Below are 22,712 nucleotides of genomic sequence, written 5' to 3' on the forward strand. Positions count from 1 at the left end.
GCGGCGTTGGCCGACCAGATCGGGTTGACGTAGACGTCGGCGCCCACGTACGGGTTGTCCACCCGCTCACCCGGATCACCCGGATCGCCCGGGTCACCCGGGTCGCCCGGGTCACCGGGGTCGCCCGGGTCACCGGGGTCGGTGTCGCCGGTGCAGGCCACACCGTTGAGGGTGAACTCGGTGGGGGCGGGGTTGCTTCCGGAGTAGGTGGCCTGGAAGCCGAACTCCGTGCTGGCGTTGGTGGCGAGGGCGGCGTTGTAGCCGGCGTCGGTGGCCGTCACGCTCTGCCCGGACTGGGAGACCGTGCCGTTCCAGGAGTTGGTGACCTGTTGATTACCGGCGTAGTCCCATTCCAGGGTCCAGCCGTCGACCGCGTCGCCGAGGTTGGTGATGCTCACGGCCGCTGTGAAGCCCGATCCCCAGTCGTTGACCTGGTAGTCGACCTCACAACCAGCAGCCGCACCGGCGGGTGAGGAGGTGATGGCCGCGAGACTGGTGCCGAGCACCAGGGCGGATGTCGCGGCCAAGCCGCGTCGTGTCCACGAACGTAGGTTCGCGCCACGGGGGGGTGTGCTCATCTCTTGCTTTCCTTGTGGAAGGGGGGCTCGCCAGAAGGAGCGTTCGGAAGGTGCCAGGGCCACGAGCCCGACAGACGGGTGAACGGAAACTCCGTGTGTTTATGGAGGTGAGCGGGGCATTCACGTGCCTTAGATCCGGGGATAAAACCGAGTGAAAGGGGACTGGGGGGGTGGGAGCGCTCCCAGTCGAAGGTGAGCGGGATATAGGAGACAGATGTGGACAAGGTGTTGTGCGAAGCGTTGCCGGGTTCCGTGACTCCGGGTTACGGGACCGAAACGCTTTCCTGAACGGTAGCCCGCCAATGGTGATATGTAAATACCATATGACTTGGGTATTTCTGGTACACCGTTCCCTTTGAATGAATTCGCAGGTGGCGGCCTGGTTTACAACCGTTCAGTAGTAACGATTGGTCGCCGGGTGACCACGGTGAGCAGACCCACCGAGGCGGTCGTGCCCCAGAACGGGACCAGCAGGCCCACGTACTCGGCGACGAGCCCTCCCGCCACGGCGCCCGGGGCGGCTCCACCCAGGTCGGCCAACCGGTGCACGCTTTCCACCCGGCCCAACAGGTGGTCGTGACCGCGGCGGTGCCGTCCATCGGTGTGCTTCCTGATGGCGCGGCCGGGTGGGTACCAGCACGATAGCGACGCGTACCGGGGCGTCGTCACGAATTCTTCAGCGTTCTGTTTCGGCTCGGCTCCGTTGGGTAATGTCTGGCGTGGGAGCGCTCCCCGTCGATCGGCTGACCAAGCCGAGAAAGACGGAGATCGCAATGAAGAACAAGACCAGTCAGAGCACCCGAAACCGCAGCTGGATCACCCGCGCGTTCGTCCTGGCCGCCGTGCCCCTGCTGAGCCTGACCACGATGGCGGCTCCCGCCGCCGCCCACGGATCGATCGTCGACCCCGCCAGCCGCAACTACGGCTGCTGGGAGCGTTGGGGCGACGACCACCTGAACCAGGACATGGCCCAGGAAGACCCCATGTGCTGGCAGGCATGGCAGGACAACCCCAACGCCATGTGGAACTGGAACGGCCTGTACCGCAACAACGTGGGCGGTGACCACCAGGGCCAGATCCCCAACGGCACCCTGTGCAGCGGTGGCAACACCGAGGGGGGCCGCTACAACTCGATGGACGCGGTCGGCCCCTGGAAGACCACCGACGTCGGTGACAACTTCACCCTCCACCTGCACGACGGCGCCCAGCACGGTGCGGACTACTTCCAGGTCTACGTCACCAAGCAGGGCTTCAACCCGGCCACCCAGGCACTGGGCTGGAACGACCTCGAACTGGTGGAGCAGACCGGGTCCTACCCGCCCGTGGCGGACAACTACATCCCCGTCAGCACCTCGGGCCGCTCCGGTCACCACGTCGTGTTCACGATCTGGCAGGCGTCCCACATGGACCAGGTCTACTACCTGTGCAGTGACGTGAACTTCACCTGATCCGTCCGACCACCCCTACCGGCTGTCCGGAATCCTCCACCGGGCAGGGCCCGTCGGGATCCCCGTTCCCGGCGGGCCCCAGCCGCGACCGCGCGGCGGGGACCGCTCCCCGCCGCGCGGCCTTCCACCGCCGGCGGTCGGCCGCGGGAACCGCCGACCGGAACCGCCCGTGTGTCCCCACCGCACAGAAGCCCCGCCGGGCCCGGGGAGGACACGTGGGTCCGAATCCGGTGCCCCCGGCGCCCATGCAGCGCAACACCGCCAGGACGCGGCGGCTGTACCCCGCCGTGGGCACGGACGTGGTCCGGAGCGCCGAGCGGGGAGACCGGCGGGGCGGCACTCCGCCCGGCCGGGTCCGTGAACCGGGTGGGAGGTGGGGCCCTCGCGTTCGAAGACCGGGAGGGTACGGGTCCGTCAGGCGTTGCCGCCGAAGAGGTGGTCCCGCGCCGCGTCGGTGGCGGCGCCGCCCGGGTCCTCCACGACACCGCTCACGGTGTCGGCCTGCTCCTGGAAGCCCTCCACGCTCTCGGTGACCCCGCCGACGGCGTCCTCACCGTAGGCCTGGGCACTCTCCGCGACGCCGCCGACGGCCTCCTCGCCGAAGCCCTGCGCGTTCTCGGCGGCGCCCATGGCACCCTCGCTGAAGGTCTGCGTCGCCTCCTGCGCGGCGCCCGCCCCCGCGCCCAGGGTGTCGGACATCCCCTGGGTCGCGTCCTCGGCGGCTCCGCCGAAGAGGCCCCTGAACCAGTCGATCACGTCGTCGAACATCGCTCAACTCACTCCATAGGTTGCCCCCTTTCTACCCCCTCCGGATAAACCCTCGGTAAGGGGCAGGTGCGCAGCGTGATCAGGTTGGGTCGGAACGGACCTCCTGTGCCAACCCCCAGGGGCCTCTACTGATCAGCGGGCGAGGTACGCGGCGACCTCCGCGGCCACCCTGGCCGGGCGGCGCTGGTACCTGTTCGCCTGGGACCGCGAGCGCGACGACCGGCGGACCTTCCGTCTGGACCGGATCACCGCGGTCACCCCGACCCGGGCGCCCTTCCCCCGCAGGGAACCGCCCGCGGAGCACCTCGTCGACCACCTGGAGCGGGGTTCTCACGGTACGGAGGTCCGGCACACGGTGTCGGTCCTGTTCGCCGCGTCGGCCGAGGAGGTGGCCGCGCGGATCGCGCGGACCGACGGCGACCTCGAAGCGGTCGGTCCCGACCGGGCGCGCTACACGGCCCGTGTGGACTCCCACGCGTGGCTCGCCGACAGGCTCCACCGTTCCGTGGACGGGTCCGGACGTGGCACGCCCGGGCCGCTCGTTCAGGACCCGGGCGGGCCGCTCCCGGTCTCCGGTCGCGGGGCCGGGGTGAGGGCGAGAGCCAGCGGCGCCACCCCGGTGACGGCGGTGTAGGCGTTCAGGTACCCGTTCGCGGCCGAGGCCGTGAGCACGGCTCCGGTGGCGGCCATCAGCACCGAGGCGCCCAGGGACTCCGACACCTGGAGCGCGGAGCTGTGGGCGCCCTGCCGGTTCCTCGGCGAGAGCGTCAGCACCGACGCCGTGATCCGCGGGTAGGTGATCCCCATGCCCACCCCCATGAGTACGCAGCCGACCACGGCCGCTGCCACGGGCAGCAGACCGCCGACGAGGGCGGTGGCCAGCGCGGGACCGCTCACCACGAGGAGGGCGGCCCGGCGCAGTGCGGCGGGAGGGGGCGGCAGATACGGGAAGGAACGGCAGACGACCGGGTGTGGCCCGGATCCGGCGGATGGCCGCCGAGGCCAGGCGCTCGACAGCGATGACCTTGCTCCCAGCGGCACTGTCGGCGGTCGAGAGCGCCACTGGGAGCAAGACCATCCGGTGAGGGCCCCGGGGTCCGCCTTCCCGAGGTGGCGGGGACGTACGCGACGCGTGGGGCCCGGCGGTCACCGGGCCCCACGGCCGTTGTCGGAGTGCGCGCCCGCCTCAGGACGTCAGGGCACGTACCTCGGGCTGCTCGGCCGGCTCTCGTGGTGCAGCCGGTCCAGGGCGGTCACGTAGTAGGTGCGTTCACCGTCTCCGCCGGGCGCGGTGAAGACCGTCTCGCCGTCCTCGGCGGCGCGCACGGTCCCGACCATCGTGCGCGGGTCCTCGATCCCGCACGGGGCGTCGCCCCGGTGCGGCGTGCCGTCGAAGGCGTAGACCGCGTAGTAGGCGGGCGCACGCCCCCGGCCGGGACGGATGGTCAGCCGGACGCCGTCGCCCCGCTCGGCGCCGCCGACCTCGGGCGGCTCCGGGGCCGAGCCCCCGAGGTCCTCCTTGACCGGGACCAGGGCGGGCTGGGCGTAGTGCCGCTCGACCACGACGTCCATGGCGGACCGGGCGTTGGTGCGCAGCGACTTGGCGCTGAAGTAGACGTCTCCGTCCACGCCCGGATGGGACCGGTTGAACTCCAGGTGCCGGGCGAGTTCCCGCGGGTCGGACCAGGCGCCCGTGTCGCCGGACTTGTAGGCGGCCTGACCGATGTAGAGGTGCACGCCGGTCCCCTCGGTGACCCGCTCCCACCACGGAACCAGTACCGCGTAGTCGGCCACGGACAGGCCGATCTCCCAGTAGACCTGCGGGTTGATGTAGTCGACCCACCCCCGCCGCACCCACGTGCGGCTGTCGGCGTAGATGCCGCTGTAGGACTCGAAGCCGCTGGTGTCGGAACCCGCCGGGTCGCTGGAGGCGTTGCGCCAGATACCGAACGGGCTGATACCGAACTTCACGTGCGGCTTGGCCGCGTGCACCGCCTCGTCCATCTCCGCCACCAGGCGGTCGACGTTGTCGCGCCGCCAGTCCTCGACGTCGGCGAACCCCCGGCCGTGCTCGGCGAAGGTGCCACGGTCCGGGATCGCCTCACCGGACACCGGGTAGGGGTAGAAGTAGTCGTCGAAGTGCACCCCGTCCAGGTCGTAGTTCTCGACCGCGTGCATCATCGCCCCGATCACGAACTCGCGGACCTCGGGGATCCCCGGGTCGTAGTAGAGCTTGCCGCCGTAGGGGAACACCCAGTCCGGGTTCAGCCTGGCGGGGTGGTCCCGGACCAGCCGCCCGGGATCCTCGTGCATGGCCACCCGGTAGGGGTTGAACCAGCCGTGGAACTCCAGGTTGCGCGCGTGGGCCTCCTCGACGGCGAACTCCAGGGGGTCGTATCCGGGGTCCGCGCCCTGCTCGCCGGTGATCCACTCCGACCAGGGCTCGTACGGGGACGGCCAGAACGCGTCGGCGGTCGGTCGGATCTGCACGAACACGGCGTTGAGACCGTCGGCCCCGGCCTGGTCGTAGAGCTCGGTCAGCTCGGCCCGCTGTTCCTCGGGCGTCAGGCCCTGCTCGCTGGGCCAGTCGATGTTGACCACCGAGGCGATCCACTCGGCGCGCATCTGTCTCTTGGGCGGGGCCTGGGGATCGGTCTGGCACGGTTCGGAACCGCTGTCGGCGGTCTCGGCTGCCACCACGGCCACCGGGGCCGACGCGTGGACCAGAGTTGCGGTGAGCACCGCGGCGAAGGCGCCACACAGGGCACCGGTGCGGGAGATCGAGGCCCCGGTCCCGGCGGCTCGGGGCGCGGAACGGCTCCGGTTCGGGTACACCAACGTGGTTCCTTCCGGCTTCTGTCGCACTGACGGGGACGTCGAGCCGGACGGGAGGCGCGTCGGTACGTCACCGCGCTCCGCGCCCGGTTCGGCTCCAGAAGAAAACCTTCACGATGTGACGGGCAGATGCAAGGCTCCTACGCCAGGTTGGTGAGGATGTGCCGTGTGGGACTCCAAGTCATTGCGTTTCCGCGCCGGGAAGCGGTCAGGGCCGCTGTCGGGGGACCGGGAACGGGTAGGGGTTCGGCGAACCGTGCTCGGCCCCCGGGGCCCCGACGAGGTAGGGAGCACCAGACACCATGTTCGTCTTCTTCAGCAACCGGCTCGGCTGTTTCCTGTCCCTCGTGGTCTCGGTCGCGCTGACGATCCTGCTCCTGCTGCTCCTCAACGCGATCGGCTGATCCGCGGCTCCGGTGGCGTCCGGCCCCGGGGCGGATCGGACGTGCCCCGGCGGACGGGGCGGGGCCGGACGGTCACCGGCGGCCCGCGCGGCCTTCCGGTGGAGTGGTGGCCCGGGCGCGCGGTGACCGGCGCGGCGCGCGTCGGCCGGTCCGCCCCCGCGTTCGGGGAGGGACCGGCCGACGCCACGTGCCGGGGCGGGCTCCGACCCGGCCGGTGCCCTCATTCCCGCTGCTGTTCCCCGTGCCTCGCCTTGGACCGCCCGTGCTTCTTCTTGTTCTTGGGCTGGTCGCGCAGCTCCACGTAGGGCTCCTCGTCCTCGGGCTGCCCCGAGGAGATGGCTCGTCCGCGTTCGAGCTCGGAGTTGAACTCCTCGCCGAGCAGGATCGCGATATTGCTGATCCACAACCACACGAGGAAGATGACCACCGTCGCCATGCTGCCGTAGGTCCTGCTGTAGGAGGCGAAGTTGGCGACGTAGACGGCGAAGGCGGCCGAGGCGAGCAGCCAGAGCACGACCGCCAGCACACTGCCCGGACTGAGCCAGCGGAACCCGCGCTTGGCGTTGGGCGATGCCCAGTACAGAAGCGCGATCATGAACACCACGATGAGCAGCACCACCGGCCACTTCGCGATGCTCCACACCGTCACCACGGTCGGTCCGAGGCCCAGCAGGCTGCCGACCCACTCCGCGACGGTGCCCGTCACGGTGACGGCCACCACCGTCACGGTCAACAGGACGACCATCAGCAGGGTGACGCCGACCCGGATCGGCAGCGTCTTCCAGATCGGCCGCCCCTCGGGAACGTCGTAGACGACGTTGGAGGCACGCATGAAGGCCGCGAGGTAGCCGGAGGCCGACCACAGCGCGACGAGCAGGCTGAGCACACCGAACACGCCGGCCGCGGCCCGGTTGCCCTGCAGGGTCCCGATGGCCGTCGTCACGATGTCGCCCACCTGTTCGGGCATGGCATCGGAGATGTTCTGGGTCAGGGTCTGCGTAGCCTCGGGTCCGGCCAGGCCGAGCAGGGACACCAGGACCAGGATCGCGGGGAAGATGGACAGGATCGCGTAGTAGGTGAGACCGGCGGCGAGGTCGCTCAGGCCGTCGTCACCGAACTCGCTGAAGGTTCGGCGCAGTGACGCCCCCCACGAGGACGCCGACATGTCGGTCGGTGTCCGGGCCTCCTCCCGTGGGGTGGGGCTGTCGCCCGAATCCGGAGAGTGGCGTTCGGCCATCGACTGCTCCTTCTCTCACTCGCCCCGCCGGTCCGGCCCCGGGCCGGGCGCGGAGCGGCGGCTCCCCGTCCCGCCCGTGTCGGCACCGCCGTCGGTGCGCCGGCGGTGCCGACCGGACACGGACCTTCGCGCTCCGGCGGAGTCGCTAGGAACCGCGCATCTCTTCGGCCGCGGACCTCGCCTTGTGCTGGGCGTGCTCGCCGGTCGTCTGCGCGGCCTCCGAGGCGCTGCCCTTCAGGTGCTCCCCAGCGGACCGCGCGGACTCCGTCGCCTGCTCCTTCACGTGCTCGGCGGATTCCGTCATGGCCTGCCTGGCCGGTTCGATCACCGGGCCGGCGCGCTCGCCCACCCGCTGCGCCGCGCGCTGCTCCGTACGGCTCTCGGAGATGACCGAAGCCGCCAGGAGGCCGGCCCCGAAGGCGATCAGTCCTGCGGCGACCGGGTTGCCCTGAGTCTGGTGCGCGGTCCGCTCCGGCACGGACCTCGCCATGTCGGTCGCCTGGTGGGCGGTGTGTCGCATCTCCCCGGACACCTCCTTGGACGAGGGAGTCGATCCCATGACCCGGTCCTTCAGGTGCTGGGCCCTGTGCCGGACCTGCCGGGTACGCCGCTCCACGATGTTGCGCGGGTCGGCCTGGTGGGCCAGGCGGTCGGTGTCATGGGTCAGCTCGGAGCGGGTCCGCTCGATGTCCTGCCTTATCTGGTCGGGTGTTTCGCCCATTGCGCGTCCTCCTTGAGCGTCTCGACGGTGCGTTCCGGTTTGGGCGAGACCTCGCGCATCCGGTTGCGGCCCACGACGAACAGGGCGGTGCCGACGATCGCCCACAGCACCGCCACGACCAGTGCCGCCCAGCCCAGGCCGATGAGCTCGGCCAGACCGAACATGAGCGCGAGGCTGGCCAGCAGCACCGCCAGGTAGGCGGCCACCGCGGCTCCACCGAGCAGGCCCGTGGCCTTGCCCGCCTTGCTCGCCTCCTCGCGGACCTCCGCCTTGGCCAGCGCGATCTCCTGCCGGAACAGCGTCTGCAGATCGCCGGTCACCTCACCGAAGAGCTCGGAGAGCGACCGGTCCTCTCCTGCCTCATCCCTGCGCGGGGACGGGTCCGTCTCGCCCCTGTTGCTCGGGGACGGGCCGGGAATCGTTGCCATGTCAGCTCCCTTCAGAGGGTCCGCCCCGGCGTGCCCGGGTCCACGGGCGGCTGCCCGGGATCCTCCCTGGACGCGGCGGACTGCTGGAACGGCGGGACCGAGTCACCGGCACCGCTCTCGCTCTGCCGTGGCATCGGCGCTCCCGCCCGCTCACCGGAGGAGATCGCCTCGGGCCGTCCGCTCTCGTTCGACTGACCGGTGGCGGAGGAGGACGCCTTGAGGACGCGTCCGACCGCGAACCCGGCCAGTGCGGCACCGGCGAGGAAGGCCATCGGCCTGCGCTGCGCGAAACTCCTGGTCTCGTCCAGCAGGCCCTCCACGCCTCGCTCTTCCAGGAAGTCGGCGGCCCCCTGGCCGCCCTGCGCGACCTGGTGCACGACGCTGCTCACCGGGGACTGCGGGTTTCCCTGGTCCGCCATGGACGACAGTTCCTCGGACCACTGGCGCAGGTTCTGCGAAGTCCGCCGGGTCTGCTCCCGGGTCTCCTCACGGAGCCGGGTCTGGACGTCGTCCGCGACGTGTTTGGCCTCCGACCGGGCTTCGTCGGTGAGGGATCGCGCCTGCTCTCCGGCCGTGGACGCGACCTCGCTCGCCGTACCGCGAGCGGTCTCGGCCATGCGGTCACCCTTGTTTCCGAGCCCGCCTGTTCCCTCTTGCGAGTGCATCACCAAGCCTCCTTGGAGTCGGGCCGTTACTCGGTTGTGATCGCGACTACCCCGGGTCCGTCCGGCCATGCATGAGAAATTCGGTGTGTCGTGAACAATTCGCTGTGCCGCCAGGAGGAACGCGGCGGAGAGTGGCACCGGGGACGGAACGGCCTCTCCTCTCCCGTGGCGAAGACGCGCACCGACGACCGGGGGCCGGAGCGGATGAACGCCGCCCGGCGGACGGACCGGCCGACCGGGTCTTCGAGCGGGGCGTCCTGTCAGCCCTGGTCGGGGGAACGGGCGTACAGCCGGCGGAAGGGCGACGAGGTGACGCCGTGCGCGACCACGCTGGCCGTGACGGCCAGGCTGACGGCGGCGAACAGGCGCGGGTCGTGCACGCCCTCGTGGGCGGAGTGCGCCGCGTAGAAGAGCGCGCTGACACCCATCGGCCCGAACCACCCGGTGAAGGCGGCACCGCGCGGTCGCAGCCCCAACGGCCGGGTGAAGGCCATCACCAGGGGCGGGCGGCGCAGCAGCAGGACGGCGAGCACGAAGGCGGGCGCGGCCAGTCCGAAGCCGATCCACTCGTCCCACGGAAGGACCGTGCCCAGCAGGACGAACACGGGCAGGGCCAGGTAGCGGTTGACCGCCTCGTCGATGTTCTCCTGCGGGCCGCGCTCCCCCCTGCGGACCGTCCAGTTGTAGGCCAGTCCCGTGACGAAGACGGCGAGCACCCCGCCCACCCCGATCAACCGCGCCGCGCCGAGCGCGGTGACGGCGATCAGCAGTGTGAAGACGAGCGAGGGCCCCTCCTCCAGTTCCCGCCGACGGGTGGCCGCCTCCATCGCCTTGCCCGCGGCCGCTCCCAGGACCGTGCCCAAGGCCACGCCCCCCACCACCTCCAGCAGCAGGCGCCCCACCGCGTCGCCGGGGCCGGTGAGCGGCAGCACGGCGGCCACCGCGGTTCCGACCAGGAGCAGGGCGAGCCCGTCGTTGGCACCGCTCTCCCCGGTGAGGAGCTGCCGCACACGCGCGGGCAGGTTGCGCTCGGCCGGCTCCCCGGTCACCACCGACGCGGCGAGCACGGGGTCCGTGGGGCACAGACAGGCGCCGACCAGTGCCGCCAGGGCCACCGGCAGTCCGAGCATCAGCGCCGCGGTACCGGTCACGACCGCCGCCAGCGGCATGACGACGCACAGCAGCAGCGCGAACTGGGGCAGCAGCCCGCGGATCGAGGTCACCGGGAACCGCAGCGCCGCGGTCATGACCGAGGCGGCCAGCAGGACACGGGTTCCCTCCAGGAGGAGGGAGTCCCGCGTCTCGGTGGAGAGGGGGAACAGATCGAGTGCGTAGGGCCCGAGGGCCACGCCGAGCAGCAGGGAGAACAGCGGCCCGCTCAGGGGCAGTTCCCGGATCCGGTTGCTGAACAGTGCGAGGAGCACACTGAGCGCGCCGATGGCCGCGTACGCCACGTGAAGGGAGTTCATGCGGGATTCTCCTCCGCTGCCTCGCGTTCGTTCGGATGGGGGCGTGCGGCACCGCGTCCGCCGCAGCAGGGTAACCATCGCGGGCTCCCTTGTCCCGCGCACCGGACCGGGAGGTGGGAAACCGGTGTCGTGGCTACCTCCGGTCGGCGCGGTGGAGGTGGTCGACGGAGCGCGTACGGGAGGAGGCGGCCCCGTCCTGGGAGGGCCTGAACTCTGTTCGAGGGGCGCGGGCAGACGGCTGGCGGGGCGGCCCGAACGGGCGTGTCCCGCCTCTTCACCGGTGGACGCGTTCCCTCCAGTCGGCCGGGACGCGGTCGGCCGGCGCGGGCACCGGCTGGTCCTGCGGGCGTGAGGTCGGCGGCGCCAGGTCCGGGCCCCGGCCCGTCTTCCGGGAGCGGAAGTCGAAGAACCAGGACTCTCCCGGCTCGAAGCTCCGGACGAGCGGATGCCCGGTGTCCCGGTAGTGGCGGGTGGCGTGCTGCTGGGGCGAGCTGTCGCAGCAGCCCACGTGCCCGCAGGTCGCGCACCGGCGCAGGTGCACCCACCAGCCGCCGTCCGCGAGGCACTCCTGGCATCCGGGGCCGCTGGGCGGGACGGTCGTGTCGATCTCGTCGCTCATGGCGTCACGTTACTCATCCGGGCCCCACCGGGCTCGGACAACGCTCCGTGTCCGCGAGGTTCGGCGGGGGAGGCACCCGGGTGCGGTCGTCCGGGAGGGAAGACGGACCGATAACCTCGTCGCCGGCCACTGCCGAACGAACCTGGAAGGCGTCCCATGAGCGAGGAACTGTCCGTCCGTGTCGACGGGCACGTCGGCGTCCTGGAGATCCACCGGCCGCCCAACAACCACTTCGACCACGGCGTCCTCAGGGAACTCGCCGACGCCGCCGAGGAGTTGGCCGACTCCGGTGACTGCCGTGCCCTCGTGCTGTGCTCGGAGGGCAGGAACTTCTGCGCCGGAGTGGACTTCGCGGCGGGCGGGGTCGGCGACGACCCGGCCCGCAACCTCAGCGCCATCTACGGTGAGGGACTGCGCCTGTTCTCCCTCCCGGTGCCCGTGGTCGCCGCCGTCCAGGGAACGGCGGTGGGCGGCGGCCTGGGGCTGGCCTGCGCGGCGGACTTCCGGGTGGCCGCGCCCTCCACCCGCTTCCACGCCAACTTCGGGCTCCTGGGCCTGCACCAGGGATTCGGCCTGAGCGTGTCCCTGCCCGGGATCGTCGGTCGGCAGAAGGCCGCCGACATGCTCTACACCGCCCGCCGGGTGACCGGCACCGAGGCCCACGTCATCGGCCTGGCCGACCTGTTGGTGGAGGAGGGCGCCGTCCGGCGGGCGGCGGTGGAACACGCCCACCGCATGGCCGCCTCCGCCCCGCTGGCGGTGCGCTCGATGAAGTCCACGCTCCGCGCCGACCTGCTCGCCGCGCTGCCCGCCGCCCTGGAACGGGAGATCGTCGAACAGGCCCGGCTGCTCGGCACCAAGGACAACGAGGCCGGGATCACCGCCTCCATCGATCGCACCGCACCCACCTTCACCGGGGAGTAGACGGGCCGTCTCCTCGGACGCGGCCGCGTCCGCCTTCTCGAACGGGACCGGTCGGTGCCGCGGGAGGTGTGGGAAGCCCCTGCTCACCGCCGATTTGAATTATCATTCATCTGCATGCATACTTATTTCCATGTCTAAGGTGCTCACCTCTCTGCCAGTCGGTGAACGTGTCGGGATCGCCTTCTCCGGGGGTCTCGACACCTCCGTGGCGGTCGCGTGGATGCGCGAGAAGGGCGCGATCCCGTGCACCTACACCGCCGACATCGGCCAGTACGACGAATCCGACATCGCCTCGGTGCCCGGCCGCGCCAACGACTACGGCGCGGAGGTCGCCCGGCTCGTCGACGCTCGTGCGGCCCTGGTGGAGGAGGGACTCGCGGCCCTGGCCTGCGGGGCGTTCCACATCCGGTCCGGTGGCCGCGCCTACTTCAACACCACCCCTCTCGGGCGGGCCGTCACGGGCACCCTTCTGGTGCGTGCGATGCTCGAGGACGGCGTGCAGATCTGGGGTGACGGCTCCACCTTCAAGGGCAACGACATCGAGCGGTTCTACCGCTACGGTCTGCTCGCCAACCCCTCCCTGCGCATCTACAAGCCCTGGCTGGACGCCGACTTCGTCAACGAGCTCGGTGGCCGCAAGGAGATGTCCGAGTGGCTGACCGAACGCGACCTGCCCTACCGGGACAGCGCGGAGAAGGCCTACTCCACCGACGCCAACATCTGGGGCGCGACGCACGAGGCCAAGGCCCTCGAACACCTCGACACCGGCATCGAGATCGTCGACCCCATCATGGGCGTGCGCTTCTGGGACCCCGAGGTGGAGATCCCCGCCGAGGACGTCACGGTCGGCTTCGAGCGGGGGCGGCCGGTGACCATCAACGGCAAGAGCTTCCCCTCCGCCGTCGACCTGGTGCTGGAGGCCAACACCATCGGTGGCCGCCACGGCCTGGGGATGTCCGACCAGATCGAGAACCGTGTCATCGAGGCCAAGAGCCGGGGCATTTACGAGGCGCCGGGTATGGCGCTCCTGCACGCGGCCTACGAGCGACTGGTCAACGCGGTCCACAACGAGGACACCATCGCCGCCTACCACAGCGAGGGACGGCGCCTCGGCAGGCTCATGTACGAGGGCCGCTGGCTGGAGCCGCAGGGCCTGATGCTGCGCGAGTCGCTGCAGCGCTGGGTGGGCATGGCGATCACCGGCGAGGTGACCCTGCGCCTTCGGCGTGGTGAGGACTACTCGATCCTGGACACGACCGGGCCGGCGTTCAGCTACCACCCGGACAAGCTGTCCATGGAGCGGACGGAGGACGCCGCGTTCGGGCCGATCGACCGCATCGGCCAGCTGACCATGCGCAACCTCGACATCGCCGACTCCCGCGCCAAGCTGGAGGAGTACGCCAGGCTCGGTATGGTCGGCGACGGTTCCACCCCGGCGTCGATCGGCGCGGCCCAGGCGGCCTCGACCGGGCTGATCGGCGCGATGCCCGAGGGCGGCGCCGAGGCGATCGCCTCCCGCGGCCCGGGCTCCGAGGACGACGGCCTGGGTCTGCTCGACCACGCCGCCATCGACTCCGGCAACGACTGAGACACGGCTTGCGGTTCGCGGTCCGCCCCGCCCGGAGACCCCCGGGCGGGGCGGACCGCGTTGTGTACGGGGGCGTACCCCGAACGCCCGCAGCGGGACCGCCTGGGGCGGCTCGCCGCCCCTGAGCTGGGACGTGTGGGACACCGGCCTCCTGGCCGCGGCCCGACCTCCTCGACCCGCGCCGGCCACCAGCCGGAAGCAGCGTGGCGCGACGGCCGGGGCCGCCGCGCCACAGGTGCGGTGTTTCGGGTGTTCAGGGGTCAGTTCGCGCTGCAGGAGACCGTCGGCCAGGTCCAGTTGTCGTTGTGGTCGATCGTCACACCCCAGTTGTTGCCGTTGCCGTTGGGCCTTGCGGTCAGCACCTGGGCGCTGGGCCAGTTGGCGTCGATGTTCCACGTGGCGCTGATCTTCGCCGGGGACGGCACGTTCATCGTCACGGTCCAGTCGCTCGAACCGCTGACCGAGACGTTGAGGTTGTACCGGTCGTTCCACTGCTCACCGGCGGACAGGGTCGCGGTGCAGCCGCCACCGCCACCGCCACCGCCACCGCCGCCGCCACCGCCGCCGCCGCCGGAGGAGCCCAGCGTGATGTTGGAGTTGCCGCTGCTCTGGTATCCCTCCGTCGCCATGATCATGTAGTCATGGTTGCCCAGGTTCATTCCGGCACGGGCCCATGCGTCGAAGTGGTTGCCGGCGGTGATGGTCCCGCCCGTCCTCCTCGACTGCCGGACGCTCCAGTACTGGTCGAAGCTCTGGGTGCCCTCGATGGAGGGGGCGTTGGTGCGCCGCGTCTTGTAGATGTCGTACGTGCCGCCGTCGCTGGTGACCGTGCCCATGTGCGTTCCGGTGGGCCGGTAACTTCCCCAGTTGTCGACGATGTAGTACTCCACGAGCGGGCTTCTCGTCCATCCGTAGAGGGTCAGGTACGAGTTGCCGGACGGGTTGAAGCTGCCGGAGTAGTTCACGGTCCTGCGGCCACCGGTGGCCCATCCCTTACCGGCGACGAAGTTCCCGGTGTTGCTCCATGAGGTGCTGTAGTTGCCGCCAGAGCCCAGTTCCATGGAGACCGACCCGGGGCTGTCGGTCCAGAACGAGTAGAAGTAGCCGTTGTTGTTGCCGGTCTCGTTGGAGGTGACGGCCGCGGCGGCGGTGCCCGGCACCATCGCCACGGCCATCACCAGCGCTGCCGCGATGGCGCAGAAACGGGTGATGGCCGACCTGGTGCGGCCGCGTCTGCGGCCTTTCGGCCGGGTGGGGGATTTGTTCATGGGTGCTTCCTCCTCGTGGGGGGCTGGGGGTAGGAGGTGTGACGCGACCCGGTGGGGGCGGTCGGCCGGTGTGCCGCTACCGACCGGAGGCAGGTCGCTTTGGGTGACCATGGCTGACCGTGGGTGAGGTTCGCCAATATTGACAGTGTCGGTCCGACTCCTTGGGGTTGTCAATGATTTCCGGAAGATTCCGGACGAATTCTTGTCCGTGGATTCCCTGGGAAGGCGTTGTGCCTGGTCAAGACATACGCAAAGTCGGCGATCGAGTGGTGGTCACCGGTTGCGGAGCCGGTGGGCGGACCGTGCGCGCGTTACCCGACACCGCGCGGCACACGTGCCGGAACCGGTCGTGCCGAAGGGGGGCGAGGGAGGCGGAGGCGGGGGCGCTCCCGGCCGTGGGCACCACCGGCCTGGCCGGAGCGCGAGGCCCCGCCCGGGTCCCAGACACGGGCGCTGACGAGGCGTTCGACCACGTACGACCGGTTCCGGGGCCCGGGCCGCTTGACGTCACCCTCGACATCGTCGGAACCGGCCTGGAGTCCTGCCGCCAGCTGGAGGAGGGCGGCGGAGTACGCGGGAAGGTCCTGGTGACGATGGACGAGGTCCCCGCCGCCGAAGGCTGAGCGAGGCGCCCCGGGAGGCGGTCCTCGTCCAGGAAGCGGGAGGGGCCAGGGGCCACCGGCGGGCTGACCAGGGGCCGGCGCTTCGTACAGTGAGAACTCCACCTCGGGCGGAGCGAACCCTCGACCGCCCGTGACCGAACACAGCCCCGCTCAGGCGGAGACGCCCCGGAGGAGAACTCCTTGTACCTGGCCCGTATCAAACTCGATCCCAAGCGCAGCGCCGGCATGGACCAGTGGGCGGTCATGGGGCGGGCCGTACGCAGAGCGGTCGATCCCGATCCCGGGTCCGACGCCCGTGTGCTGTGGGCGCGCACCTCACCAGGCACGCTGGTGGTCAGCTCCGACACCGCCCCCGCCTGGGGCAAGATCCCCGGCGCGACCTCCGCCGCGATCCACCCGATGCCGCGGCACGCCGAGGGCGAGACCGTCCGCTGGGAACTCATCACGGCGCCCACCGCACAGCGCGGGACGGAGCCCGCCGAGGAGGGGCCGCGTCCGCGCGGCAAGCGGGTCCCTCTTCCGGAGGAGGAGTTCGAGGACTGGTTGGACGGCAAGTTCGCGGGTGCGTTGAGCACCACCTCGGTGAGGTGGAAGCACCTGGGCGGCAGGCCCGCCCGGTACCACTTCACCGGGGAGGCCGTGGTGCAGGACAGCGAGGCGCTCCAGGAACTGTGCCTGAACGGGATCGGCGCGGGCACGGCCACGGGAGCCGGCCTGCTCCTCGTCAGTTCGATGGCCCCGCAGTAGGTCGGGGGCGGGCCCGGCCCGGTGAGGAAGAGGATGGTCCCGAAGCCGGGTGCGAGGTGACCTCGAAGCCTGCCCCGGACGGCGTCGCCCGGGCCCGCGAGCCCCGGGAGCGCGCGCCCCCGGGGCTCGCGGCCCCCGGATCCCCGGACCGCTGGACTGGGGGAAGCGCCCGGTCGACGACCCCCTGGGCGCACTCATCCGGGGATTTCCTGTGAGCGGGCCGCCCCGGCGCCGCCCAGACCGCTGGCCGCACCCGGGCCCCGGGGAGCCCCCTCACACCTCGGCCTCCGCGCGGTCCCCGGACCAGTCCGTGTGGAACGTGCCGTCACGATCCACCCTCTTGTAGGTGTGCGCGCCGAAGAAGTCGCGCTGTGCCTGCACCAGCGCCGCGGGCAGCCGCTGTGCCCGCACGCCGTCGTAGTAGGCGAGCGACGACGAGAACGCCGGCGCGGGCACGCCGCTGCCCGCCGCGCCCGCGACGACGCGGCGCCACGACGCCAGCCCGCCCGCCACAGCCTCGGTGAAGTACGGGTCGGCGAGCAGCAGCGGCAGCCCGGCGTCACGCTCGTACGCCTCGGTGATCCGGTTCAGGAACCGGGCACGGATGATGCAGCCGCCCCGCCAGATGCGGGCCATGGCGCCGCGGTCGATGTCCCAGCCGTTCTCCGCCGAGGCCGCGGCGATCTGGTCGAAGCCCTGCGAGTACGCCACGACCTTGGACGCGTACAGCGCCAGGCGCACGTCCTCGACGAACGCCTCCCGGTCCTGGACGTCCCACTCCCGGGTGTGCGCGGGCAGACTGGCCCCGGCCGTGCGCTGCGGCACCGAGCCGGACAGCGCGCGGGCGAACGTGGCCTCCGCGATGCCGGTGATCGGCACACCCAGGTCCAGTCCGTTCCGCACGGTCCAGCGGCCGGTGCCCTTCTGCTCGGCCTGGTCCAGCACGACGTCGACGAACGCCTGGCCGGTCGCCGCGTCGACGTGCCGCAGCACGTCAGCGGTGATCTCGATGAGGAAGGACTCCAGGTCCCCGCGGTTCCACGCGGCGAAGATCTCGCCGATCTCCGCGGCGGAGGCGTCCAGGCCCTGCCGCAGCAGGTCGTACGCCTCGGCGATGAGCTGCATGTCGGCGTACTCGATGCCGTTGTGCACCATCTTGACGAAGTGTCCGGCGCCGTTGGGCCCCACGTACGTGCAGCACGGGGCGCCGTCGACCTTCGCGGAGATCTCCTCCAGGATCGGGCCCAGGGACTCGTACGACTCGCGGGTGCCGCCCGGCATGATCGACGGCCCGTTGAGCGCGCCCTCCTCGCCGCCGGACACGCCGGTTCCGACGAAGTGCAGGCCGTGGCCACGGAGCGCCTCCTCCCGCCGGATCGTGTCCGGGAAGTGCGCGTTCCCGGCGTCGACGATGATGTCGCCGTCCTCCAGGAGCGGGATCAGCTCGTCGATCACGGCGTCGGTGGCGGCGCCGGCCTTGACCATGACCACGACCTTGCGGGGGCGCTCCAGCGACGCGACGAAGTCCGCCATCGACTCCGAGAGGACGAAGTCGCCCTCGTCGCCGTGTTCCGCCACCAGCGACCGGACCCGGGCGAAGGAGCGGTTGTGCACCGCGACCGTGTACCCGTGCCGCGCGAAGTTCCGCGCGAGGTTGCGGCCCATGACCGCCAGGCCGGTGACCCCGATCTGTGCTCGTGCTGACATTGCGTGCTCCTCGGATGTCGGTTTCTCCTGAACGATTACCCACGAAGGAGGTCTGAGTCGTCTCCGAAGCGCTCGTCACCGTCCTGGCGGGAACCGGGTCGTCTCCTCCATGCTGGTGGTCTCCGAACGCACAGGTGACACGCGCGTTCCGCACGGGGCGCGGACGAGACGAGGAGCTACCCGGATGACCACTGTCAGTACGGTCCGAGGCGGGGTCGACAGCGCCGACCTCGGCCGGACCTACATGCACGAACACGTCTTCGTCCTCACCCCCGAGATCCAGCAGGACTTTCCCGGGGAATGGGGAGACGAGGACGTACGGGTGGCGGACGCGGTCGCGCGCCTGCGCGCGCTCGCCGAGCAGGGGGTCCGGACGGTCGTCGACCCCACGGTCATCGGCCTCGGCAGGTACGTGCCCCGGATTCAGCGAATCGCCGGGCAGGTGCCCGAACTCAACATCGTGGCGGCGACCGGGATCTACACCTACGACAGCGTTCCGCGCTACTTCCAGTATCGCGGCCCGGCCCTGAACGAGGCCCTCGGCACCGAGGTGCCGGACCCCATGGTCGACATGTTCGTCGCCGACATCACCGAGGGCATCGCCGGGACCGGGGTCCGTGCGGGCATGCTCAAGTGCGCGATCGACGAGGAGGGGCTGACCTCGGGTGTCGAGCGGGTGATGCGCGCGGTGGCCCGGGCCCACCATGAGACCGGGGTCCCCATCACGGTGCACACTCACCCGGAGTCCCGGGCGGGGGTACTGGTCAAGCGGGTGATGTGCGACCAGGAGGGTGTGGACCCGGGCCGGATCGTCCTCGGCCACAGCGGCGACACCACCGACCACGACCACCTCGCCGAACTCGCCGACGCGGGGTTCGTCCTGGGCATGGACCGTTTCGGCCTCAACTTCGACACGACCTTCGAGGCACGAGCGGACACCCTCGTCGAGATGTGCCGCCGCGGCTACGCCGAGCGGATGGTGCTCTCCCATGACGCGGCCTGCTTCAACGACTGGATCGACCCGAACGTCATGGCCTTCCTGCCCCAGTGGAACTACCTGCACCTGGGGGAGGAGGTCCTGCCGTACGTCCGCGAGCGCGGCGTCACCGAGGAACAGATCCAGACGATGCTCGTGCACACGCCCCGAGCGTTCTTCGAGGGGACCCTCCCCGCGCTCTGAGGTCCTTCTTCCCAGGGCTCCTTCCACGGGTCCCGGCCGACCGGGGCCCGCTCCTCCGTCCGCCGCCCTGTTCGAGCGGGGCGGCGGCGCGACAGCCAGACCGCCGACCAGCCGGGTGCGACCACCCGGACCTTCGGCGTGGTCTACGCCGACCTGCCGGGGTGTGCCGGCCACCGCACCGGAGGGGCTGGGCCAACCGACTGCCCGCCCGCCGCGCCGGCGAACGCGGTGGGACGCCATCGCCGACTGGGCCGGGCGCACCTCGCGCGAGATCGAAAAGGGGGTGAGGGAAGCGGTGAACCTCCGTCGGCGACTCGGAGGCCGAAGACCTCTCCGGTGTTCTCGTCGGGATTCTCTCGCCCCCAGGACTTGCAACCCGTAGGCGGGTACGGGTTTAGCGTGGTGCGTATGAAGAAGAATCCGCTGGTCCAAGGTATGGAGAAGCTCTGGGCTCCGCAGAGCTGCGCGCTTCCGACCACCGAGCGCCCTCTGCGCCTGGCCGAGTTCGACGAACTGTTCACCTCGTCCGCGCGCGGGGTCGAACAGCACGGTACGACCGCGCGCATCCACCTGAGCGGTGACGCGGAGCTCGCCGAACGGGTCCGCGACCTGGTGGAGCGGGAGAGCGCCTGCTGCTCGTTCTTCACGTTCGCCGTCGAGGGACCGGACGAGGAACCGCTCCTCTCCGTCACCGTTCCCCCGGAACGGCGGGAGGTCCTTGACTCCCTGGCCGCCCGCGCGAGGAAGTCCGTGACATGAGCCTGCGCATCACCGAGGTCGCCCGGGCGGCCGGGGTGAACAAGGAGACCCTGCGCTACTACGAACGCCGGGGACTCCTCGACGAACCCGAACGGAGCCCCGGCGGCCACCGCCTCTACGACGACGGGACCGTCCAAGTCCTCCGCGTGATCAAGGCGGCCCAGCGCCTCGGGTTCACCCTGGACGAGGTCGCCGACCTACTGGAACTGGGACGGTGCGGCCGCACCCCCGACTCCGGTCTCCAGGCGCGCGCCCGGACGAAGCTCGTGGAGGTCGAGTCCCGTATCGAGGACCTCCAGACCATCAGGACCAACCTGCTGGCGGCCCTGGCGGCTGGCTGCGACGACCTGCACCAGTGCGCGACCACCGACTGCTGCCCCCTGCCCTTCACCGAGATCGCCACCAGGAGGACCGAAGCATGAGCGAACACCGCGGCCCGCGTGACACCGGACCCGTGAAGGCCGTCGGCAAAGGCAGGGGCCGCTACGTCGTCGGGGCCGGTGCCGCGGCCTGCGCCGCCTGCTGCGCCGTCCCCGTGCTGGCGGTCCTCGGCATCGCGGGCGGAGGGATCGCGGCCACGCTCGCCACCATGGTGTTCGCGGGGGCCGCCTTCGGGGCCGTGGTCCTGTCGGCCACCGTTCTCACCCTGTTCCTGCACCGACGCCGTACGGCCGCCTCCGCGTGCGGCACCGCCCCGCCGGGGGAGCCGGTCGTCCTGGGCGTGCCCGAGCCGCGTCCCGACGAGCGCTGAGACCCACCGAAGACCGGGAACGGATCTCCTCGTCCTGCGCCCGACGGGCGCAGGACTCCAGCTCTTGGAGGGGGAGGTAGCTCTTGGAGGGGGAGGTCCACTCGTGCGGTGTGGGGGTGAGGGTCGCCGGCCCACGGTCTCGGGTGTCCCGAACGAGTACCCGCCCACCCTCGGCCGCCCGCCCGTCCGGACCCCGCACCGGGGAGTACACCGGTCCGGGTGCGGACGCCCCGGCCCCGGCGCGCTCAGCCGGACGCGTTCCAGTGCCCCGTCAGGTCCCGGTAGAGCGGGGAGCCGTGCAGCAGGGACTCGTGCGTGCCGAACGCCGTGTCCGCGCCGTCCAGGACGAGGATCCGGTCGGCCCGCAGCGCCGACGACAACCGGTGCGCGATGACGATCAGCGTCGTGCCCGGCCGGTTCGCCAACGCCTCCTCCGCGTGCGCCTCGGCGGCCGGGTCCAGGTGGCAGGTCGACTCGTCCAGGATGAGCAGCGGCGCCGGGGACACGTAGGCCCGGGCCAGGCAGAGCGCCTGCCGCTCCCCGGCGGAGAGCGTCCCGGGGTCCACGTCGGCCCCCAGGCCGCCGAGGCGGTCCACCAGCGGCTCAAGGCGCAGTGCCGCCACCGCCCGGGCGATGCGGTCGTCCCCGGCGCCGGGCTCCAACTGGGCGAGGTTCTCCCGGACCGATCCGGCGAAGACGTAGCCCTGTTGGGGGAGGAGGACCCGCGTCCGGGCCAGCTCCCGGGGGGAACGCCCGGCAACCGGCCGGCCCGCCAGCCGTACGGCGCCCTCGTCCGGGGCGTGCAACCCGGACAGCACGTGTGCCAGCGTGGACTTGCCTATCCCGCTCGGGCCGACGACCGCGATGTGCTCCCCGGCCTCGACCGAGAGTTCGAACCCCTCCACCAGGGGCCGCGTCCCCGCTCCGTAGGACACCCGTACCCCGTGGCACCACACCGCCGGTGCCGGTTCCGGGGCGGGGAAGGCGTACGACCCGTGGTCAACGGTCTCCGCGGCCCGGGGGTCCCCCTCGTCGGCGCCGTCCGCCTCCGCGGACACGAACCGGTCGAGGACCACCACGAGGCGGCTGCCCGCGGCGCCCACGGCGGTCATCATCGTCTGGAGCGCGGGCAGCAGGGACTGCACGAGGTAGGCCAGGGCGCCCATGAGCGCCCCCGTGGTGACGCCCTGGTCGCGCAGCCACGGCGTGGCGACGAGCAGCAGGATGACGGGGAGCTGCCCCGCCACGCCGAGTGCCAGCGTCCTCACGGCCGTCCACCGGGCCAGGGACCGCGTCGACGCGGCGGCCTCGTCGACCAGGACCCCGGTCCCGTCAACCGCCGCGCCCGTGGCCCCGCAGGCCACCAGGTCGCGCAGCTGGCCCCGCAGGGCCCCCGCGCGGTCGGTGAACGCCTCGTCGGCGTCGAGGAACCGGCGCTGTGCCGCGGCCATGGGAGCGAGCGTGAGGAGGAAGAGCACCAGCCCGAGCAGCATGGGCGGTACCACGACCAACAGCAGCTCGGGGGCGAGGGTGAGCATCCCCGCGAACGCTCCCACCGCGGTGAACAGGAAGGACCGCACCGTCAGGACCAGCCCGGCGAAGCTGTCCCGTGCGATCTCCGTCTGCTGGGTGAGCCGCGAGACCGCGGTTCGCTCGGCCCCCGCCGCCCGTGCCGGATCGGCCACGGCCCGGCGCAGAGCCTGTCCGACCGCGCGCCGCACCAGCCCGTCCCGCAGCGGTTCCACCAGTCCGGAGAGCTGGCCGAACACACCGCGCAGTACGGGTCCGGCCAGGAGGATCGAGCCCGCGGCGACGGTCAGCCACACCAGGCCGGTGGTGGGCCGCCCCGCCAGGAACCCCTGGTCCAGGGCGCGCGCCAGGCAGATCCCGACGAGGAAGGTCTGCACGGACTCCATCAGCGACCAGAGGCCCAGACGCAGCAGCGCACGCCTGTGACGCCACAGGAAGGGCCAGACGTGCGGCATCAGTCCGT

24 protein-coding genes are annotated in these 22,712 nt (G+C 71.4%); 10 read left to right on the forward strand and 14 right to left on the reverse strand.

Annotation, left to right across the window (positions count from 1 at the left end):
- A partial coding sequence (locus FYX01_RS20925) for a cellulose-binding domain-containing protein (RefSeq protein ID WP_190394418.1) occupies nucleotides 1-578 on the reverse strand: 578 nt, incomplete at its 3' end.
- Nucleotides 579-962: 384 nt separating this feature from the next.
- Complete coding sequence (locus FYX01_RS26290; protein WP_190394419.1) at nucleotides 963-1,118, reverse strand: hypothetical protein; 156 nt, start codon at nucleotides 1,116-1,118, stop codon at nucleotides 963-965.
- A 233-nt stretch (nucleotides 1,119-1,351) separates the two neighbouring features.
- Here FYX01_RS26290 and FYX01_RS20930 point away from each other — a divergent pair, with 233 nt between their 5' ends.
- The gene (locus FYX01_RS20930; RefSeq protein WP_150244005.1) at nucleotides 1,352-2,026 is read left to right on the forward strand and encodes a lytic polysaccharide monooxygenase auxiliary activity family 9 protein; all 675 of its coding nucleotides are present in this window, start codon (nucleotides 1,352-1,354) and stop codon (nucleotides 2,024-2,026) included.
- 414 nt (nucleotides 2,027-2,440) lie between these two features.
- Here the strand turns inward: FYX01_RS20930 and FYX01_RS20935 are convergent, their stop codons facing one another.
- A complete protein-coding gene (locus FYX01_RS20935) occupies nucleotides 2,441-2,794 on the reverse strand; it encodes a hypothetical protein (protein WP_150244007.1) in 354 nt (117 codons plus the stop codon).
- Nucleotides 2,795-2,963: 169 nt separating this feature from the next.
- Here FYX01_RS20935 and FYX01_RS20940 point away from each other — a divergent pair, with 169 nt between their 5' ends.
- Nucleotides 2,964-3,428: a WYL domain-containing protein gene (locus tag FYX01_RS20940; RefSeq protein ID WP_317846079.1), complete on the forward strand. Its 465-nt coding sequence runs from the start codon at nucleotides 2,964-2,966 to the stop codon at nucleotides 3,426-3,428.
- Here FYX01_RS20940 and FYX01_RS20945 read toward each other — a convergent pair.
- The 8 genes from FYX01_RS20945 to FYX01_RS20980 form a co-directional block, all read right to left on the reverse strand.
- Nucleotides 3,338-3,691, reverse strand: coding sequence for an MFS transporter (locus tag FYX01_RS20945; protein ID WP_150244009.1), 354 nt, complete (start codon nucleotides 3,689-3,691; stop codon nucleotides 3,338-3,340). The two genes, FYX01_RS20940 and FYX01_RS20945, sit on opposite strands and share 91 nt — an antisense overlap.
- Nucleotides 3,692-3,988: 297 nt before the next feature.
- A complete protein-coding gene (locus tag FYX01_RS20950) occupies nucleotides 3,989-5,632 on the reverse strand; it encodes a glycoside hydrolase family 10-like protein (RefSeq protein ID WP_150244011.1) in 1,644 nt (547 codons plus the stop codon).
- Nucleotides 5,633-6,253: 621 nt separating this feature from the next.
- Nucleotides 6,254-7,270: a YihY/virulence factor BrkB family protein gene (locus FYX01_RS20955; RefSeq protein WP_150244013.1), complete on the reverse strand. Its 1,017-nt coding sequence runs from the start codon at nucleotides 7,268-7,270 to the stop codon at nucleotides 6,254-6,256.
- Nucleotides 7,271-7,415: 145 nt separating this feature from the next.
- On the reverse strand, nucleotides 7,416-7,991 hold the full coding sequence (locus FYX01_RS20960; protein ID WP_150244015.1) for a DUF3618 domain-containing protein: 576 nt from the start codon (nucleotides 7,989-7,991) through the stop codon (nucleotides 7,416-7,418).
- A complete protein-coding gene (locus FYX01_RS20965) occupies nucleotides 7,967-8,419 on the reverse strand; it encodes a phage holin family protein (protein WP_150244017.1) in 453 nt (150 codons plus the stop codon). Before FYX01_RS20965 ends, FYX01_RS20960 begins: the two co-directional genes overlap by 25 nt.
- A gap of 11 nt (nucleotides 8,420-8,430) precedes the next feature.
- Nucleotides 8,431-9,036: a hypothetical protein gene (locus FYX01_RS20970; protein WP_223830575.1), complete on the reverse strand. Its 606-nt coding sequence runs from the start codon at nucleotides 9,034-9,036 to the stop codon at nucleotides 8,431-8,433.
- A 308-nt stretch (nucleotides 9,037-9,344) separates the two neighbouring features.
- Nucleotides 9,345-10,553: a cation:proton antiporter domain-containing protein gene (locus tag FYX01_RS20975; protein ID WP_150244019.1), complete on the reverse strand. Its 1,209-nt coding sequence runs from the start codon at nucleotides 10,551-10,553 to the stop codon at nucleotides 9,345-9,347.
- A 274-nt stretch (nucleotides 10,554-10,827) separates the two neighbouring features.
- A complete protein-coding gene (locus FYX01_RS20980) occupies nucleotides 10,828-11,172 on the reverse strand; it encodes a UBP-type zinc finger domain-containing protein (RefSeq protein WP_150244021.1) in 345 nt (114 codons plus the stop codon).
- Between the two features lie 156 nt (nucleotides 11,173-11,328).
- On the opposite strand from FYX01_RS20980, the gene FYX01_RS20985 reads away from it, so the two are divergent.
- Both FYX01_RS20985 and argG read left to right on the forward strand, forming a co-directional pair.
- Nucleotides 11,329-12,096, forward strand: a complete 768-nt coding sequence (locus FYX01_RS20985) for an enoyl-CoA hydratase/isomerase family protein (RefSeq protein WP_150244023.1) — start codon at nucleotides 11,329-11,331, stop codon at nucleotides 12,094-12,096.
- A gap of 130 nt (nucleotides 12,097-12,226) precedes the next feature.
- Nucleotides 12,227-13,684, forward strand: a complete 1,458-nt coding sequence (gene argG, locus FYX01_RS20990) for an argininosuccinate synthase (RefSeq protein ID WP_150244026.1) — start codon at nucleotides 12,227-12,229, stop codon at nucleotides 13,682-13,684.
- A 260-nt stretch (nucleotides 13,685-13,944) separates the two neighbouring features.
- On the opposite strand, the gene FYX01_RS20995 is transcribed toward argG, so the two are convergent.
- Complete coding sequence (locus FYX01_RS20995; protein WP_150244027.1) at nucleotides 13,945-14,952, reverse strand: glycoside hydrolase family 11 protein; 1,008 nt, start codon at nucleotides 14,950-14,952, stop codon at nucleotides 13,945-13,947.
- Nucleotides 14,953-15,347: 395 nt separating this feature from the next.
- Here FYX01_RS20995 and FYX01_RS21000 point away from each other — a divergent pair, with 395 nt between their 5' ends.
- Both FYX01_RS21000 and FYX01_RS21005 read left to right on the forward strand, forming a co-directional pair.
- Nucleotides 15,348-15,575, forward strand: a complete 228-nt coding sequence (locus FYX01_RS21000) for a hypothetical protein (RefSeq protein ID WP_150244029.1) — start codon at nucleotides 15,348-15,350, stop codon at nucleotides 15,573-15,575.
- A 180-nt stretch (nucleotides 15,576-15,755) separates the two neighbouring features.
- On the forward strand, nucleotides 15,756-16,322 hold the full coding sequence (locus FYX01_RS21005) for a type I-E CRISPR-associated protein Cas6/Cse3/CasE (RefSeq protein ID WP_150244031.1): 567 nt from the start codon (nucleotides 15,756-15,758) through the stop codon (nucleotides 16,320-16,322).
- Nucleotides 16,323-16,595: 273 nt separating this feature from the next.
- On the opposite strand, the gene gndA is transcribed toward FYX01_RS21005, so the two are convergent.
- Nucleotides 16,596-18,029 carry an NADP-dependent phosphogluconate dehydrogenase gene (gene gndA, locus FYX01_RS21010; protein WP_150244033.1) on the reverse strand — a complete coding sequence of 478 codons (1,434 nt, stop codon included), beginning with the start codon at nucleotides 18,027-18,029 and terminating at the stop codon, nucleotides 16,596-16,598.
- A gap of 184 nt (nucleotides 18,030-18,213) precedes the next feature.
- Between gndA and FYX01_RS21015 the strand changes: the two genes are divergently transcribed.
- The 4 genes from FYX01_RS21015 (at nucleotide 18,214) to FYX01_RS21030 (ending at nucleotide 20,719) form a co-directional block, all read left to right on the forward strand.
- Nucleotides 18,214-19,209, forward strand: a complete 996-nt coding sequence (locus FYX01_RS21015) for a phosphotriesterase family protein (RefSeq protein ID WP_150244036.1) — start codon at nucleotides 18,214-18,216, stop codon at nucleotides 19,207-19,209.
- A gap of 408 nt (nucleotides 19,210-19,617) precedes the next feature.
- Nucleotides 19,618-19,968, forward strand: coding sequence for a hypothetical protein (locus FYX01_RS21020; protein WP_223830576.1), 351 nt, complete (start codon nucleotides 19,618-19,620; stop codon nucleotides 19,966-19,968).
- Nucleotides 19,965-20,390 carry a MerR family transcriptional regulator gene (locus tag FYX01_RS21025; RefSeq protein WP_150244038.1) on the forward strand — a complete coding sequence of 142 codons (426 nt, stop codon included), beginning with the start codon at nucleotides 19,965-19,967 and terminating at the stop codon, nucleotides 20,388-20,390. The genes FYX01_RS21020 and FYX01_RS21025 overlap by 4 nt, the downstream gene beginning before the upstream one ends.
- Nucleotides 20,387-20,719, forward strand: a complete 333-nt coding sequence (locus FYX01_RS21030) for a hypothetical protein (protein ID WP_150244040.1) — start codon at nucleotides 20,387-20,389, stop codon at nucleotides 20,717-20,719. Before FYX01_RS21025 ends, FYX01_RS21030 begins: the two co-directional genes overlap by 4 nt.
- Before the next feature lie 245 nt (nucleotides 20,720-20,964).
- On the opposite strand, the gene FYX01_RS21035 is transcribed toward FYX01_RS21030, so the two are convergent.
- Nucleotides 20,965-22,704: an ATP-binding cassette domain-containing protein gene (locus FYX01_RS21035; protein ID WP_150244042.1), complete on the reverse strand. Its 1,740-nt coding sequence runs from the start codon at nucleotides 22,702-22,704 to the stop codon at nucleotides 20,965-20,967.
- Nucleotides 22,705-22,712 lie beyond the last annotated feature (8 nt).

This window comes from Nocardiopsis quinghaiensis, assembly GCF_008638365.1.
GTDB lineage: Bacteria > Actinomycetota > Actinomycetes > Streptosporangiales > Streptosporangiaceae > Nocardiopsis > Nocardiopsis quinghaiensis.

Coding starts and splice junctions, on each gene's coding strand:
- FYX01_RS20930 (WP_150244005.1), top strand. CDS start 1,352: ATGAAGAACAAGACCAGTCAGAGCACCCGAAACCGCAGCTGGATCACC.
- FYX01_RS20935 (WP_150244007.1), bottom strand. CDS start 2,794: ATGTTCGACGACGTGATCGACTGGTTCAGGGGCCTCTTCGGCGGAGCC.
- FYX01_RS20955 (WP_150244013.1), bottom strand. CDS start 7,270: ATGGCCGAACGCCACTCTCCGGATTCGGGCGACAGCCCCACCCCACGG.
- FYX01_RS20960 (WP_150244015.1), bottom strand. CDS start 7,991: ATGGGCGAAACACCCGACCAGATAAGGCAGGACATCGAGCGGACCCGC.
- FYX01_RS20965 (WP_150244017.1), bottom strand. CDS start 8,419: ATGGCAACGATTCCCGGCCCGTCCCCGAGCAACAGGGGCGAGACGGAC.
- FYX01_RS20970 (WP_223830575.1), bottom strand. CDS start 9,036: ATGGCCGAGACCGCTCGCGGTACGGCGAGCGAGGTCGCGTCCACGGCC.
- FYX01_RS20975 (WP_150244019.1), bottom strand. CDS start 10,553: ATGAACTCCCTTCACGTGGCGTACGCGGCCATCGGCGCGCTCAGTGTG.
- FYX01_RS20980 (WP_150244021.1), bottom strand. CDS start 11,172: ATGAGCGACGAGATCGACACGACCGTCCCGCCCAGCGGCCCCGGATGC.
- FYX01_RS20985 (WP_150244023.1), top strand. CDS start 11,329: ATGAGCGAGGAACTGTCCGTCCGTGTCGACGGGCACGTCGGCGTCCTG.
- argG (WP_150244026.1), top strand. CDS start 12,227: ATGTCTAAGGTGCTCACCTCTCTGCCAGTCGGTGAACGTGTCGGGATC.
- FYX01_RS20995 (WP_150244027.1), bottom strand. CDS start 14,952: ATGAACAAATCCCCCACCCGGCCGAAAGGCCGCAGACGCGGCCGCACC.
- gndA (WP_150244033.1), bottom strand. CDS start 18,029: ATGTCAGCACGAGCACAGATCGGGGTCACCGGCCTGGCGGTCATGGGC.
- FYX01_RS21015 (WP_150244036.1), top strand. CDS start 18,214: ATGACCACTGTCAGTACGGTCCGAGGCGGGGTCGACAGCGCCGACCTC.
- FYX01_RS21020 (WP_223830576.1), top strand. CDS start 19,618: ATGAAGAAGAATCCGCTGGTCCAAGGTATGGAGAAGCTCTGGGCTCCG.
- FYX01_RS21025 (WP_150244038.1), top strand. CDS start 19,965: ATGAGCCTGCGCATCACCGAGGTCGCCCGGGCGGCCGGGGTGAACAAG.
- FYX01_RS21030 (WP_150244040.1), top strand. CDS start 20,387: ATGAGCGAACACCGCGGCCCGCGTGACACCGGACCCGTGAAGGCCGTC.
- FYX01_RS21035 (WP_150244042.1), bottom strand. CDS start 22,704: ATGCCGCACGTCTGGCCCTTCCTGTGGCGTCACAGGCGTGCGCTGCTG.